This is a genomic window from Marinobacter sp. NFXS9, from assembly GCF_040148665.1.
GTDB lineage: Bacteria > Pseudomonadota > Gammaproteobacteria > Pseudomonadales > Oleiphilaceae > Marinobacter_A > Marinobacter_A mangrovi.
In genome coordinates, this window is the sequence record NZ_JAGDDW010000001.1 from 380,915 (window position 1) to 396,664 (window position 15,750).

10 protein-coding genes are annotated in these 15,750 nt (G+C 60.7%); 6 read left to right on the forward strand and 4 right to left on the reverse strand.

Going from position 1 to position 15,750, the window contains the following annotated elements:
- Positions 1-10: 10 nt before the first annotated feature.
- From narH to J3364_RS01710, 3 genes are all read right to left on the reverse strand, one after another.
- The gene (narH, locus tag J3364_RS01700; protein ID WP_349556171.1) at positions 11-1,570 is read right to left on the reverse strand and encodes a nitrate reductase subunit beta; all 1,560 of its coding nucleotides are present in this window, start codon (positions 1,568-1,570) and stop codon (positions 11-13) included.
- A complete protein-coding gene (locus J3364_RS01705; protein WP_349556173.1) occupies positions 1,567-5,316 on the reverse strand; it encodes a nitrate reductase subunit alpha in 3,750 nt (1,249 codons plus the stop codon). The genes narH and J3364_RS01705 overlap by 4 nt, the downstream gene beginning before the upstream one ends.
- A gap of 89 nt (positions 5,317-5,405) precedes the next feature.
- Positions 5,406-6,689 (reverse strand): MFS transporter, encoded by a 1,284-nt coding sequence (locus J3364_RS01710; RefSeq protein WP_349556175.1) that lies wholly within the window; start codon positions 6,687-6,689, stop codon positions 5,406-5,408.
- Positions 6,690-6,928: 239 nt separating this feature from the next.
- On the opposite strand from J3364_RS01710, the gene J3364_RS01715 reads away from it, so the two are divergent.
- The 3 genes from J3364_RS01715 to J3364_RS01725 all read left to right on the forward strand — a co-directional run bounded on the left by J3364_RS01715 (position 6,929) and on the right by J3364_RS01725 (position 12,522).
- A complete protein-coding gene (locus J3364_RS01715; RefSeq protein WP_349556177.1) occupies positions 6,929-8,791 on the forward strand; it encodes a histidine kinase in 1,863 nt (620 codons plus the stop codon).
- A 54-nt stretch (positions 8,792-8,845) separates the two neighbouring features.
- Positions 8,846-9,499 (forward strand): two-component system response regulator NarL, encoded by a 654-nt coding sequence (narL, locus tag J3364_RS01720; RefSeq protein ID WP_349556178.1) that lies wholly within the window; start codon positions 8,846-8,848, stop codon positions 9,497-9,499.
- Positions 9,500-9,852: 353 nt separating this feature from the next.
- Positions 9,853-12,522, forward strand: coding sequence for a nitrate/nitrite transporter (locus tag J3364_RS01725; RefSeq protein ID WP_349556180.1), 2,670 nt, complete (start codon positions 9,853-9,855; stop codon positions 12,520-12,522).
- Between the two features lie 61 nt (positions 12,523-12,583).
- Here J3364_RS01725 and J3364_RS01730 read toward each other — a convergent pair whose 3' ends face one another.
- A complete protein-coding gene (locus J3364_RS01730) occupies positions 12,584-12,958 on the reverse strand; it encodes a SirB2 family protein (RefSeq protein ID WP_349556182.1) in 375 nt (124 codons plus the stop codon).
- A gap of 117 nt (positions 12,959-13,075) precedes the next feature.
- On the opposite strand from J3364_RS01730, the gene J3364_RS01735 reads away from it, so the two are divergent.
- The 3 genes from J3364_RS01735 to J3364_RS01745 all read left to right on the forward strand — a co-directional run bounded on the left by J3364_RS01735 (position 13,076) and on the right by J3364_RS01745 (position 15,716).
- Complete coding sequence (locus J3364_RS01735) at positions 13,076-14,257, forward strand: NnrS family protein (RefSeq protein WP_349556184.1); 1,182 nt, start codon at positions 13,076-13,078, stop codon at positions 14,255-14,257.
- A 95-nt stretch (positions 14,258-14,352) separates the two neighbouring features.
- On the forward strand, positions 14,353-14,520 hold the full coding sequence (locus tag J3364_RS01740) for a hypothetical protein (protein ID WP_349556185.1): 168 nt from the start codon (positions 14,353-14,355) through the stop codon (positions 14,518-14,520).
- 41 nt (positions 14,521-14,561) lie between these two features.
- Positions 14,562-15,716, forward strand: a complete 1,155-nt coding sequence (locus J3364_RS01745) for an alcohol dehydrogenase catalytic domain-containing protein (RefSeq protein WP_349556186.1) — start codon at positions 14,562-14,564, stop codon at positions 15,714-15,716.
- The last annotated feature ends 34 nt before the right edge of the window (positions 15,717-15,750 follow it).

Sequence of the window (15,750 nt, forward strand, 5' to 3'; positions counted from 1 at the left end):
GTTGTTCTCCTCAGTCCTGCAGCTGCTTCGGGTCGACCTGTTTCACGGTGCTCAGCTTCTGTACCATGCTGGTGGTCTGCTTGCGCCCGCCGAACAGGCTGAACTCGCTGTCGCCGCCGGTGCAGCCGTCGCCAAAGCTGAAGCCGCAGCCGCCGCGATTGGGGAAGGCTTCCTTCGCCAGCTCCATATGCGTCGTGGGGATGACGAAGCGGTCCTCGTAGTTGGCAATGGCCAGGTAGCGATACATCTCGTCGGCCTGGGCCTTGCTGAGCCCGACGGCCTCCAGCGGTGACAGGTCCTCGACACCGTCCACGGTTTCCGCCCGCTTGTAGTAACGCATCGCCAGGATCCGCTTGAGCGCCCGCAGCACCGGCTTTTCGTCACCGGCGGTGAGCAGGTTGGCCAGGTACTTGACAGGAATACGCAGGTTCTCGATCTTCGGCAGTACGCCTTCGAACTCGATCTTGCCGGCCTCGGCGGCAGACTGGATCGGGCTCAGGGGCGGCACGTACCAGACCATGGGCAGAGTGCGGTATTCCGGATGCAGTGGCAGGGCCAGCTTCCAGTCCACTGCCATCTTGTAGACGGGGGAGCGCTGGGCGGCCTGGATGACGCTGTCCGGTACGCCGTCCCTGCGGGCCTGCTCGATCACCTTGGGATCGAACGGGTCGAGGAAGATCTCCAGCTGTTTCTCGTACAGGTCCTGCTCGCCCGGAGTGCTGGCCACTTCCTCGATGCGGTCGGCGTCATACAGCAGCACGCCCAGATAACGGATGCGACCCACGCAAGTTTCCGAGCACACGGTGGGCAGGCCCACTTCGATACGCGGGTAGCAGAAGATGCATTTCTCGGACTTGCCGGTCTTCCAGTTGAAGTAGATCTTCTTGTACGGGCAGCCGGAGACGCACATCCGCCAGCCCCGGCACTTGTCCTGGTCGATCAGAACGATGCCATCTTCCTCGCGCTTGTAGATCGCGCCACTCGGGCATGAGGCCACGCACGCCGGGTTGAGGCAGTGCTCGCACAGGCGGGGCAGATACATCATAAAGGTGCTTTCGAACTGGCCGTAGATGTCTGCCTGGATCTGGTCGAAGTTCTTGTCCTTGCGACGCTTGGCAAACTCGGTGCCGAGGATTTCTTCCCAGTTCGGGCCCCATTCGACTTTCTTCATACGCTTGCCGGAGATCGCCGACCTGGGCCGTGCGATCGGCTGGTGCTTGCTGTCACCGGCGGTATGCAGGTGCTGGTAGTCGAAGTCGAACGGCTCGTAGTAGTCGTCAATTTCCGGCAGGTCCGGGTTGGCGAAGATGTTCGCCAGTACCCGGAAGCGACCGCCGATACGCGGTCGGATCTTGCCGTTGTTGTCGCGCAGCCAGCCGCCTTTCCATTTGTCCTGGTTCTCCCACTCCTTCGGGTAGCCGATGCCCGGTTTGGTTTCGACGTTGTTGAACCAGGCGTATTCCATGCCTTCGCGGCTGGTCCAGACGTTCTTGCAGGTGACCGAGCAGGTGTGGCAACCGATGCACTTATCGAGGTTGAGCACCATGCCGACTTGGGATCTGATTCTCATTGGGCGGCCTCCTGTACTTCGTCCTGGCCTTCGCCGTCGAGCCAGTCGACGTTCTTCATCTTGCGCACCACGACAAACTCGTCCCGGTTGGAACCGACCGTGCCGTAGTAGTTGAACCCGTAGGAATACTGGGCGTAGCCGCCGATCATATGGGTCGGTTTTGGACACACACGGGTGACCGAGTTATGGATACCTCCTCGGGTGCCGGTAATTTCCGAACCAGGGATGCTCACCAGGCGCTCCTGGGCGTGGTACATCATCACCAGGCCAGGCATGACCCGCTGGCTGACCACCGCTCGGGCTGTGATGGCGCCGTTGAGGTTGAACAGTTCGATCCAGTCGTTGTCCTCGATACCCAGTTCGCGGGCGTCGTCCTCGCTCATCCACACGATCGGGCCGCCGCGGGAGAGGGTCTGCATCAGCAGGTTTTCGCTATAGGTGCTGTGAATGCCCCACTTCTGGTGCGGGGTGATCCAGTTCAGTGCCTTCTCCTTGAAGCCGTTGGGCTTGACGCCCAGCATCGGGCCGGAGGCCTTGGTGTCGATCGGCGGGCGGTAGACCAACAGGCTCTCGCCAAAGGCGCGCATCCACTCGTGGTCCTGGTAGAACTGCTGGCGGCCGGTCAGGGTGCGCCAGGGGATCAGCTCATGGACGTTGGTGTAGCCGGCGTTGTAGGACACATGCTCATCCTCGAGTCCCGACCAGGTCGGGCTGGAGATGATCTTGCGCGGCTGGGCCACTACATCGCGGAAGCGGATCTTTTCTTCTTCCTTGTTGGTCGCAAGATGAGTGTGGTCCAGGCCAGTCATGTCAGACAGGGCTTGCCAGGCTTTCACCGCCACCTGGCCGTTGGTCTCCGGTGCCAGGGTGAGGATGACTTCAGCGGCATCGATAGCACTCTCGATTTTCGGCTGCCCGGCGTTGGCGCCTTCTATGTGCTGGTAGTTCAGCTGGCGCAGGAAGTTCACTTCCTTTTCGGTGTTCCAGCTGATGCCCTTGCCACCGTTGCCGAGTTTCTCCAGAAGTGGGCCTAAGGAGGTGAAGCGGGCATAGGTGTTGGGGTAGTCACGTTCTACGGTGACGAAGTTAGGCGCGGTTTTGCCCGGAACAAGCTCGCACTCGCCTTTCTTCCAGTCCTTGACGTCGAACGGCTGGCCCAGCTCGGCCGGGGCGTCGTGCTGCAAGGGCAGCGTGACCACGTCCTTCTCAACACCCAGATGTCCTTCGGCGGCTTTGGAGAAAGCGCGGGCGATGCCTTTGTAGATCTCCCAGTCGCTACGGGCTTCCCAGGCTGGGTCTGTAGCCGCGGTGAGCGGGTGGATGAACGGATGCATGTCCGAGGTATTCAGGTCGTCTTTCTCGTACCACGTGGCCGTCGGCAAGACGATGTCCGAGTACAGGCAAGTGGTAGACATGCGGAAGTCCAGGGTTACCAGCAGGTCGAGCTTGCCCTCCCGGGCCTCATCATGCCATTTGACTTCCTGCGGTTTGACGCCACCGGTTTCGCCCAGGTCCTTGCCCTGCAGACCACTCTTGGTGCCGAGTAAATACTTGAGCATGTACTCGTGCCCCTTGCCGGAGGAACCCAGCAGGTTGGACCGCCAGATGAACATGTTGCGCGGATGGTTGGTCGGTGCCTCGGGATCCTCGCTGGCAAATGCCAGGGAGCCGTTCTTCAGGGACTGGGCCACGTAATCGGACACATCCAGACCGGCGTTTTCCGCTTCCGCGGCGATGGTCAGCGGGTTGCGGTTGAGCTGGGGCGCGGAGGGCAGCCAGCCCATGCGCTCGGCGCGTACGTTGTAGTCGATCAGACTGCCGGTAAATTTCGACTTGTCCGCCAGTGGGGAGAGGATTTCGTCCACGCCCAGCTTCTCGTAGCGCCATTGTCCGGAATGGGCGTAGAAGAAGGAGGTACCGTTCATGTGGCGCGGCGGGCGCTGCCAGTCGAGACCGAACGCCAGCGGCTGCCAGCCGGTCTGCGGGCGCAGCTTCTCCTGGCCGACGTAGTGGGCCCAGCCGCCACCGCTCTGACCGATGCAGCCACACAGGATCAGCATGTTGATCAGGCTGCGGTAGTTCATGTCCATGTGGTACCAGTGGTTCATGCCGGCACCGACGATGATCATGGAACGGCCGCGGGTCTTGTGGGCGTTGTCCGCGAATTCACGGGCAATGCGGATGACCTTGTCGCGCGGCACACCGGTGATGGTTTCCTGCCAGGCCGGGGTGTAGGGGGCGTTGTCGTCGTAGGACGTGGCGCCGTCATCTTCGCCCAGACCGCGATCGATGCCGTAGTTGGCGATCATCAGGTCGTATACGGTCACCGCGAGGGCCTGTTCGCCATTGGCCAGGGTGATTTTCCGGGCGCCGAGGCTGTGGGTCAGGGTGTCACGCAGTTCCACGTGCTTGAAGTGCTCGTGCTGGATGCCGCCGAAATAGGGGAAGGCGACCTTGACCACCTCGTCGTGGGCCTCCGTCAGGGACAGGCGCAGGGTGACATCCTGCTGTTCACCGCCGGCGTTCTGCTTCAGGTTCCACTTGCCTTTCTCGCCCCAGCGGTAGCCGATCGAGCCGTTGGGTGCGGTCAGGCTGCCGTCGTTCTCGTTGATGGCGACGGTCTTCCACTCGGGGTTGTTGCTCTCGCCCAGACCGTCCACCAGGTCACTGGCACGGAGGAACCGACCCGGTACGTAGCCACCGTCTTCGTGTGGTTCGAGCATCACCAGGTGCGGCATGTCGGTGTAGCGGCGCACGTAGTCGGTGAAGTAGGGGCTGGGGTTGTCGACGTGGAATTCCTTCAGGATCACGTGGCCCATGGCCAGGCCCAGGGCGGCGTCGGTGCCTTGCTTGGGGTTGATCCATTCATCGGAGAGTTTGGCCACCTCAGCGTAGTCCGGGGTGATGGCCACGGTCTTGGTGCCCTTGTAGCGGACTTCGGTGAAGAAGTGCGCGTCCGGGGTCCGGGTCTGGGGCACATTGGAACCCCAGGCGATGATGTAGCCGCTGTTGTACCAGTCGGCGGATTCCGGTACGTCGGTCTGCTCGCCCCAGGTCTGCGGGGAGGCCGGCGGCAGGTCGCAATACCAGTCGTAGAAGCTCAGGCAGACACCGCCGATCAGCGACAGGTAGCGGGCACCGGAGGCGTAGGACACCATGGACATGGCGGGAATCGGCGAGAAGCCGACCACACGATCCGGGCCGTAGGTCTTGGCGGTATACACGTTGGCGGCGCCGATCAGCTCGTTGAGTTCGTCCCAACTGGAGCGGATGAAGCCGCCCATGCCGCGGCGGGTCTTGTATTCGGCGGTCTTGACCGGGTCTTCGGCGATGGAGGCCCAGGCTTCCACCGGGTCACTGTATCGGACCTTGGCTTCGCGCCAGAGTTTGAGCAGGTGCTTGCGGGCCAGGGGGTACTTCAGGCGGTTGGCGCTGTACATGTACCAGGAGTAGCTGGCGCCGCGCGGGCAACCGCGGGGCTCGTGGTTAGGCAGGTCCGGGCGGGTGCGCGGGTAGTCGGTCTGCTGGGTTTCCCAGGTGACCAGGCCGTTCTTGACATAGATTTTCCAGCTGCACGAGCCGGTGCAGTTCACGCCGTGGGTGGAGCGTACGATCTTGTCGTACTGCCAGCGGCCGCGGTAGCCGTCCTCGGCATCGCGGTTGACGGCATGAGTCTCGCCATGGCCGTTGGCGAAGGGCTCGCGCTTCTTCTTGAAGTAACTCAGTTTATCGATCAGATGACTCATGGTCTCTCCCCGAGATCGTTATTGCACGACACTCATTGTGAACAGGAAAAACCCTGGAATCTGCGTGGTTACCCCGACATAGCCGGGTTCTACCCCCAAGGGGATAGAATCTTATCCCCCTTTAGCAGCCGGTGGCGCATATGCCGTCGGCTATGGAGGGTCAGTGCAAGGAGGGTTAGCGCCGAGAAACCGAAAAGGAGCATGAAGGCAGAACTGCGAACACCAATCCATTGATTCGCCATCGCGAACAGCAGCGGCAGGAGAAAGCCGGAAAGGCAAACGGACAGCAACGCCAGGCCGGCGGTAAAGGCAACGTGATCCGGCTGGAGCTCCACAAGAAGTCGCAACAGGCTGCCAAAGGCGACTCCCAACAGCATGCCCAACAGGGTGATTAAACTCACTTCAACCATGATGGACCAGCCAAACTGCAGGTGCAGGATGTGGGTGGCACCTTCGACGTCCAGCGACATGCTGGGGTAGGACAGCAGTAGCCCGGGAAGCAGGGACGCCGCCAGGGCGCGACGTAAAACCGGGACCGCTCCCAGGCGGTCGGCAAGCCAGCCGCCAGGCACCTGGCAAACGGAGGCAGGGACAATAAACCCCGTTGCCAGCAGGGCGCCGGTATTGAGCGGCAGACCCAGGCTGGCGCTGATGAAATCCGGCAGCCACAGTGTCAGGGCCAGTATTCCACCGCCGCTCAGGGCGAAAAGCACGCACAGCAGTTGCACATCCGCATGCCGGAGCAGCGATAGTTGATCCCTGATCCGGCTCTGACGCGACCGATCCGCTGCCGGCGGATCGCTGTCCGTCAGGAGGGCGTAAAGGAGCGTCACCAACACCAGCAGAATGATGTAGGCTGTGGAGACTGAACGCCAACTGTAGGCTTCGTGTATTAGCGAGACCAGGTAGTAGTTGAACCCGGCTCCGAGCATACCTGTGGAGAAGAGGCTGAGCACCAGTCCGCGATGCCGGGGCGGAGCACGGCTGGACATAAACTGAAGGCCCGCGCTGAACGTCCCACCTGCCAGACCGAGTCCGCAGGCGACCAGAAAGTAGGCCCACAGGCTCTCGACCTGGCCCAGACTCGCCAGCACCGGCACCAGTCCTGCCAGACATCCCAGCATCACACGTCTGGCGCCGAACCTTTGCGTGGCGATGCCAGCCGGGATGGCCAACAGACCGCCTGAAAGGACGGGGAGCGCCAGAAGGGTTCCGAACTCGACGTCGGTCAGGGTCAGTTGCGTCCGGATATGAACCCCGATCACCGCAAGTAGCGTCCAGCAGCCAAATGCGACAAAGAAGGCGACATAGTTGGGCAGCAGGATACCTGTTAGTGACAGCAGTGTGTCTTTTCGTATCTGCGGTGCTTTCATTGCATTACTGGCGCTCCACCGCCTATGGATCTGGGGTGTCGGATGTTCCTGTACCTATTCAGTTTTCGCGTGCGGGAATTGGAGTGCAACGAATCTTAAGAGAGATGACCGCAGGGGGTAGGCGGTTAGCCATTGGAGGTAGATCACACTTGGCGGGGCGTCGTTTGCGTGGAACAAAGGATGACGAAAGGACGTGACTTGCTATCATGAGGCAGATAGGACGGGCTTATCGAATCCCTATGGCATCCAATACTTCACTTGTACACCGCATAACACTGTTCGTCGGCGCCATAACGCTGGTTGCGCTGACCAACATGCTGGCGTCGCTGATGATTTCCACCAGCATTCAGGGCAGTGCGACCGCGATTAATATCGCCGGGTCGCTGCGCCTGCACAGTTACGGCCTGCTTTCGGACGTCTATGAGCTCGACCGCGCGGGTGCAACACGTTCTGGGGACGATTTGTCCCGGCAAGTGGATGAGTTTGGCGACCGGCTCCGTTCCCCGGAACTGACTCATACCCTGCCGGATGATTCAGCTCATGCCCTGCACCAGCAATACCAAGAGGTGCTCAGCCGCTGGAAAGACGACATCAGACCGTTAATGGCGTTAACGCCGACGCAGGCTCTTGAGCAGGGTTTACGTGACCACATCGAGCGCTTTGTCAGCGAAATCAACCAATTTGTGTTGTTGCTGGAGGAACGCACCGAAGCCCGCGTTCAGGTAATGAACGTCGTTCAGGTCGCCAGCCTGGTCCTGTCCATCCTGATCTTCCTGTTCCTTTTTGTGGACCTGAAAAGACGGGTGATCGAGCCGCTGGGCCGACTGGTGGACGTGGCCGGGGCCGTGGCCCGCAAGGATTTTTCCCAGAAAGCCCGCCTGGGCGGTTCCGACGAACTTTCCCGCCTGGGCAGCGCTTTTGATCAGATGACCAGCCAGCTCAGTCGCAGCTACCGACAACTCGAGTCGGAAACGCGGCAGAAAACCGTGGAGCTGGAGCGCAGTAACGCGGCCCTGGAACTGCTGCACCGAACCAGTCGCACACTCTTCGCCAGTCACGACCTCTGCAACGGCGCCATCCCCATGTTGCAGGAACTGGAGCAACTGCTCAGCATTGGGCCCATACGCCTGTTCCTGCACGATAAAAACATGCCGCAACCTGTCCAGGCGATCGTCACGGCTACCCGTGAGCGCCCTTTCTATTGCCGGGATCACGATTGCAACGCCTGTCTTGTGACGCCAGAGCAATATGATGCCCTGCCATCCGATGGCAACGACGGACGACGCTTGCTGTTGCCCATCCGTACCAACGACCAACTGCTGGGCACTCTGGAAGTGTGGTATCCGGCGAGTGAGCCATTGCCTGAGTCGTCACGGCGATTGTTGGAAACGCTCTGTGACCAGTTGGCTACTGCCATTTTCCTGGAACGTCAGATCACCGAAGAGCAGCAATTGACGCTGGCGGAAGAACGGGCGGTGATTGCCCGGGAGCTTCATGACTCGCTGGCGCAATCCCTGACGTACCTGAAAATGCAGGTCGCCCGGCTCAGCCGCCTGGAAGTAGCCGGTGAGCAAAGTGCATTCCACGCCGAAATACTGGATGAGTTGAGCAATGGCCTGAACAGCGCCTACCGCCAGTTGCGGGAACTGTTAACCACCTTCCGGCTGAAGCTCGACACGCCGGATCTGGCCACCGCCGTACGGCAGACAGTGGGTGAATTTGCCGAACGCCTTGGAGCCCCGGTGCAGTTGGAGTACGAACTGCCCGATCGGATCCTCTCGCCCAATGAGGAGATCCATATCCTGCAGATTATCCGTGAAGCGCTGGCCAACGCGGTCAAGCACGCCCAGGCGACCGAGGTGGTCGTCCACGTTAATTTCCGTTCGCCGCAAGTACAGGTCGCCATCCTGGACAATGGCGTTGGCCTGCCGGGGGGCGACCAGCCGCTGCAGCATTACGGCATGATCATCATGCAGGACCGCGCCAGGACATTGGGGGGCAGACTGACTGTGGGCAATCGAAAGCACGGTGGAGTGGAAATCCTGTTAACCTTCGTTCCGAAGAGTCGCCACGTAATGTCCTCTGAGGTCTCGGCCGGCTGACGTGGTGGCCGTGAATCGATAATAAACGAGCAAATGAAAGAGCCTGGAGCATCTATGACCGACGTCCCTGCAAGCATCCTGCTGATCGATGATCACCCGCTGTTACGCCAGGGCATCAAGCAGCTGATCGAAATGGAGCCGGCCATGACGGTGGCGGGGGAGGCCAGCAACGCTCCTGACGGCGTCCGACAGGCGTTGGAGATTGAACCCGATCTCATCCTCCTCGACCTCAACATGCCGGATATGAACGGCATCGAGGCGCTGAAGCAGCTGCGCGCCGAGAACATCAGTTCGCGTATCGTCATCTTCACGGTATCGGATCATGAGGACGATGTTGTGGACGCGCTCCGGGCCGGTGCGGACGGTTACCTGCTCAAGGACATGGAACCGCTGGACATGATCGATCAGCTCAAGCAGGCGGCCGTCGGCAAGATGGTGATCAGCGACAAATTGACAACGCTCCTGGCCCAGGCCTTGCGCTCACAGAAGGCGCCGGTTGAGGCAAAGCCGGACTATGAGAGCCTGACCCCCCGCGAGCGGGATATTCTCAAGCTGATTGCCGATGGGCTTTCCAACAAGATGATAGGGCGGCGCCTCGATATCAGTGACGGTACCGTCAAGGTTCACGTCAAGCACCTGCTCAAGAAACTCAACCTGCGTTCCCGGGTCGAGGTGGCTGTCTGGGCGGTTGAAGTGGGTGTGAGGTAAGACCTTACGCTCAATCCTGGACGTCGTCGTGCGTCCAGAGGTACCTGCCGCATATGCACTTTGACCCCTCCCACCGGCGGTTGCGCAATACAGCCAGGCGTGGCTGCCCGCACCGCCGCCGGACCGCTGAAGAAAAAGCGGGATACCTCCGATGAATCCCGCCTTCTTAGGCCTTACCCAATCGGTGGTATATACCTCTAAGCATCTGAAAATAAAAAGAAATATTAACCTGTGCGCGCGCATCTCCCAGGTTGGACGGGAGGTGGCGGGTGCGGCTTGAGAAATATCAATTTCCGTTTACGGTGCCCTCTCTACAGTTGCCATAACTCTCTGAAAGCCATCTGGAGAACAATATGGCGACATCAGTAATCCCTGCCAAAGGAGACCAGTATCGGGCCCTTGGCATATCAACGCTTGCGTTCACACTCTGTTTTGCGGTGTGGACGATCTTCTCCATCATCGGTCTTCGACTGAAACAGGAGTTCGGGCTCTCCGAAACCCAGCTCGGCCTGTTGATGGCCACGCCCATACTGACGGGCTCGATCAGTCGCTTCTTCCTGGGCATCTGGTCGGACCGCATCGGCGGGCGTCGTGTGTTTTCGATGGTGATGCTGCTGACGGCCGCCTGCGTTTACCTGCTGACCTTTGCCGATAGCTACACGACGCTCCTGGTTGCCGCTCTCGGTGTGGGTCTGGCCGGTGGGTCATTCATCGTTGGGGTGGCCTATACCGCTGCGTGGTTCGAGCCGTCCAGGCAGGGGACCGCGCTGGGTATCTTCGGGGCCGGGAACGTGGGGGCTGCCCTGACCAATTTCGGCGCGCCTTTCCTGCTCCTGGCCCTGGGATGGCAGGGGACCGCCCAGGTCTATGCCACGGTGCTAGCCATCATGGGCGTCGTCTTCTTCATCATCGCCCGGGAAGACCCTCTTGCGACCGAGCGCCAAACCCGCAGCCGGGAAACGATCCGGCAGCAACTGGCCCCGTTGTCCGAGTTCCGGGTTTGGCGCTTCTCACTTTACTACTTCTTCGTGTTCGGTGGCTTCGTGGCGCTGGCGCTGTGGCTGCCGCACTACCTGATTGAAGTCTACGGGCTGGATATCGCCACTGCCGGTATCATTGCCGCTCTCTATACCGTGCCCGCGTCGCTGTTCCGTATCCTCGGGGGATGGCTGTCCGACCGTTACGGTGCCCGGCGGGTTATGTACTGGACCCTGATCGCGTCGGTCGTCTGCACCTTTCTGCTCAGCTATCCGCCCACCGACTATACAATCCTGGGCATTCGTGGCGACATCGGATTCCGGATGGCGATGAGCCTACCTGTGTTTGTCGTCGTGACCTTTGTTCTGGGCTTCTTCATGTCCCTGGGCAAAGCGGCTGTGTTTAAGCACATTCCGGTCTACTATCCACGCCACGTTGGCGCTGTCGGCGGCGTAGTCGGGATGATTGGCGGCCTCGGTGGCTTCCTGATGCCACTGACTTTCGGGATGCTCAACGACGTTCTCGGCATCTGGCAGAGCTGCTTCATGCTGCTGTTCGTGATCGTAGCCGCGGCGCTCACCTGGATGCACCACGCGATACGTTCCGCCGAGCGTCTGGAATGGAAACAGAAGGAGGAGAAGACCGACCTTCCCGAGCTGTCCACCCCGTCCGGCCTGGTTATCGACGAATGGCACCCGGAAGATGCGGAGTTTTGGGAGAGTAAGGGCAAACAGATTGCCCGCCGTAATCTGTGGATCTCGATTCCCAACCTGTTCCTGGCCTTCTCAGTATGGACGATCTGGAGCATCCTGGTGGTCAAGATGCCGAAGCTTGGCTTCGATTACAGCTCCAACCAGCTCTTCTGGCTGGCAGCCCTGCCGGCGCTATCCGGGGCCACTCTGCGCATTTTCTACAGTTTCATGGTTCCGATTTTCGGGGGGCGGCGCTGGACCGCCATCTCCACGGCATCGCTGCTCCTGCCCTGCCTGTGGATCGGCGTTGCCATCCAGGATACCGGAACGCCTTACCTGGTCATGCTGATCCTGGCACTGCTGTGTGGCTTTGGTGGCGGCAACTTTGCCTCCAGCATGGCGAATATCAGCTTTTTCTACCCACAGTCCCAGAAAGGCGCGGCCCTGGGCCTGAATGCCGGCCTCGGCAACCTGGGCGTGTCCGGTATGCAGTTGCTCGCCCCCCTGGTCATCGCCAGCAGTGTATTTGGTGACTGGGCAGGCGACGGCCTGAACGTGGTCACGGGCAGCAACGCCGGGGATGTGCTGTGGCTCCAGAATGCGGCCTTCGTCTGGGTCCCCCTGATCGTCATTGCAGCGGTTGCGGCTTGGTTTGGTATGAACGACATCGCCGATGCCAAGTCCAGTTTCCGAGATCAGGCGGTGATTTTCCGCCGCGCGGATAACTGGCGTATGTGCTGGCTGTATCTGGGCATGTTCGGCAGCTTCATCGGCTTTGCCGCCGGGTTCCCGCTGTTGTCGGGCATGCAGTTCCCGGGCGTCGATCCGGTCAAGTTCGCCTTCCTGGGTCCGCTTGTCGGCGCGTTGACCCGGCCTGTCGGAGGGATTCTGGCGGACAAACTGGGGGGCGCCAACGTAACCTTCTGGACGTTTGCGGTGATGATCCTGGGTATCCTTGGCGTGCTTAGCTTCCTGCCAGGCGAGTCGGGCGGCGGTAATTTCTGGGGCTTTTTCCTGATGTTCCTGGTGCTGTTTGCGGCCTCCGGTATCGGTAACGGCTCCACCTTCCGCATGGTGCCGATCATCTTCCGCGAACTGTTGATGGGTGAGGCGGGCAAAGGTGACAAGGCCCAGGCCGAAAAGGCGGCGAACAAGGAATCTGCGGCGGTGCTGGGTTTCATTTCGGCCATCGCGGCATACGGAGGTTTCTTCATTCCCAAATCCTATGGCACGTCCATTGACCTGACCGGCGGCGTCGCCACCGCCTTGATCAGTTTCATCGTCTTCTATGCCAGTTGCATGCTGCTGACCTGGTGGTATTACTCCAGGCGCAATGCCCCCTATCCGTGCTAGGGGTACGCACGGGTTAGACCTTGGCGTCCTTCGGGGCGCCCTTTTTTTGCCCCCACATTCACTACAGCACCGGCTTGTTGATGGCCAGCCAGAAAATCAGGGCCAGTTGCCCAAGGGCGAGGATGGCCGCCACGATTCGGGTGTTTCGACTGTACATCGGTTTGATGGCGAAGCGCCCGGCTACGATATAGCCCACCAGCAGAAGGATCTTTGCCGTCAGCCAGCCATGTACGCCGGGCATCCATCCGGTGACGAACAGCAGGCCAACAGCGGCCGCAAGCAGGATGGTGTCATTGAGGTGTGGCACCCATCTCAGTGGCGTGTGACGCCAACCCGGGCGGTCAAGGGCATCTAGGCCCAGACGGAGTGTGAACAGCCCAGCCGTCAGGCAGGCGGCCGTAACATGAATGGTTTTCAGGAGAATATGGAGCGACATGGTGATTTCCTGGCGTCCACTGTCATCGGGGGTATGTCAGTGTACTCATTGAGGTGTATTTAAAATAAAGGAAATACCTTTAGTCTGGCTACAGAGTCAACGATGGAATGTCGTGCCATGCAAAGCCAGTCTGTATCCCTCGATGCCGCCTCTCCGGGGCAGCTGTTCAACTATCCGTTCAGGATCTTCTTCCTGTCCGTTGCCGTTATGGCGCTGCTCTGGGTTCCGCTCTGGGTGGCGGTCGTGACAGGCCGATTGGACCTGCCGCTGGCTCTGCCACCCCTGGCCTGGCACCGGCATGAAATGCTGTTCGGCTTCCTCTCCGCCGCTATTGCCGGATTCCTGCTGACGGCAGCCTGCGTCTGGACACAGACCGAGCGCACCCACGGGCTTCGCCTGATGGGGCTGTGGCTGGTCTGGCTGGCCGGGCGCCTGCTGCTGGCGCTGGGGGAGGGCTGGCCCGAGGCTTTGGTCCAGGGTGTCAACCTGGCGTTCATTCCGCTGGTCATGGCTGACGCCGGCTGGCGCATCTGGCGCGCACGTCAACGTCGGCAGTTGATGCTTCTAGTGGTTCTCGGGCTGCTGTGGTTCATGCAGATCGCCTATGTCCGCACCTTCAACCCGGTCTTTGTGTCCGGTGCGCTGGTATTGGCCATGGCGCTCTCCGGGATTATCGGCGGTCGGATTACTCCCGCGTTCTCGACAGGCTGGCTGCGGCAACAGGGTCGGGACGAGGCGACAACGATCCGGGTTGCACCGACGCTTGATGCGCTTCAGGTCGCCGCCATGCTGGGGCTGTCGTTGATGGTCCTCTCAGGCGCACGGTGGGGATCCATGGTCACGGCCCTGGTTGCGGCGGCGCTGATGCTGGCGCGCCTTGCCGGCTGGAAAGGTTGGCTGGTGACACGCAACCCGCTGTTGTGGATCCTGCACCTTTCGCTGCTCTGGATACCGGTGGCGTTGCTCCTGTTCGCAGGGAGTTCACTCTTCGGCTGGCCGGCCAGCGTCTGGACCCATGCCGCCGGCCTTGGGGTTGTCGCCAGCCTGATCCTCGGTGTGATGGCGCGGGTGTCGCTCGGTCACACAGGTCGCCCGCTGACACTGCCGCGGGGGATGGTCGTTGCGTTTCTCGCCATCCAGGCAGCGGCCGTGGTTCGCGTGGTGACCGCGCTGGGGGGTATTGCCTGGCAGTCCGGCGTCATGCTGAGCGGTCTGCTCTGGATGCTGGCGTTCGCCCTGTTCCTGCTGCGCTATGCCGGGATCCTGATGCGGCCACGGAGCGATGGTCTTCCGGGATGATCCCTGAGCGGAGATTGATATGGAGCAACCCGGTGACCCGCGTCATCTGCTAAACAGACGATAACGCCTTCGGGTGCCATCAGGCCGACCGGCCCATGAAACGAATTCTCACCTCTGAACGTCGCCGTGTCCTGCCACCGGATGGGCTGGCGCTGATGGCTGCGGCGGTAGCCTGCCTGCCGTTAATCATTGCAAAGCGAATCGGCCGGTTTGCAATCGCCGATAGGCGATCTGACATCGGGTTTGATAAGGTTTCCAGATAACGCAATGCCGTCATCCTCCATATCGAACAGGGGAACTCAATATGAATGAAGGTGCGATTCCGGGAATGATGAAGGCGATGGTGCTGACCGGCCACGGCGACGTGGACAAACTGGTCTATCAGGACGTGCCGACGCCGAGACCCCAACCGGGCCAAGTGCTGGTGAAAGTGACGGCGACGGCCAAGAACAACACCGATCGCAAGGCGCGAGAGGGGCTTTATCCCACCAAGGACAAAGGCGACGTCACATCCTTTGCGATGGGGGGCAAGCCGACGCTGACGTTCCCGCGCATCCAGGGGGCGGACATCGTCGGACACGTGGTCGCCGTGGGTGAGGGCGTCGATGAGTCCCGGATTGGCGAGCGTGGGCTGCTGGATTTCAACATCTACGCGGACGAGCGGCGGGACATCAACCTGACGCCGGATTATTACGGCCACGGGGCCGACGGCGGCTACGCGGAATACGTTGCCTTGCCCTCCGATCAGTTCCATTACATTCCCAACCCGGAACTCGCGGATGCCGAACTGGCTTCCATGGGCATGTGTTCCTACCAGACGGCGTATCACATGATGACGTCGGCCCGGATCAAGGCCGGGGAGAAGGTCCTGGTAACCGGCGCCAGCGGCGGTGTCGGCACGGCACTGATTCAACTCTGCCGCATTGTCGGCGCCATCCCGTATGCCTTGAGCCAACAAAGCAAGGCCGATGAACTGAAAGCCCTGGGTGCCGAGGCGGTGCTGGACCGATCCGACATGAGCCGGTTCGAGGAGCAAGTAAAAGAAGTGACCGGCGGCGCGCCGCTGGATGCCGTGATGGATCTGGCGGGCGGTGAGATGACCAATCACTTCATCGACGCCATGATTTTCGATATGAATTCGCGCCAGGACTATCCGAGGCTGAGCATTGCGGGCGCCAGCGCCGATAACGTCACGGAAATCATGTGGACGCGAATCTACCTCTACCAGGTCCAGATCTTCGGCGTCTCTCACGGCACACGCGAGGAAGCGGAACAACTCGTGGACTGGATCCGCGGCGGCCAGCTCAAACCGGTCCTGCATGCGGCCTTCAAATTATCGGACCTGCACGACGCGGAGCGCTATTTCGTCAATCGGGGCAGCGGTTACCTGGGCAAGATTGTGATCGTGCCGGATTCCGAGTGGCCTGAGTATGGCCAGCCGTTTGCGCGGACTCACTGAGCCCCCTGTATCGATTCGTCCACCCGATGGAGAA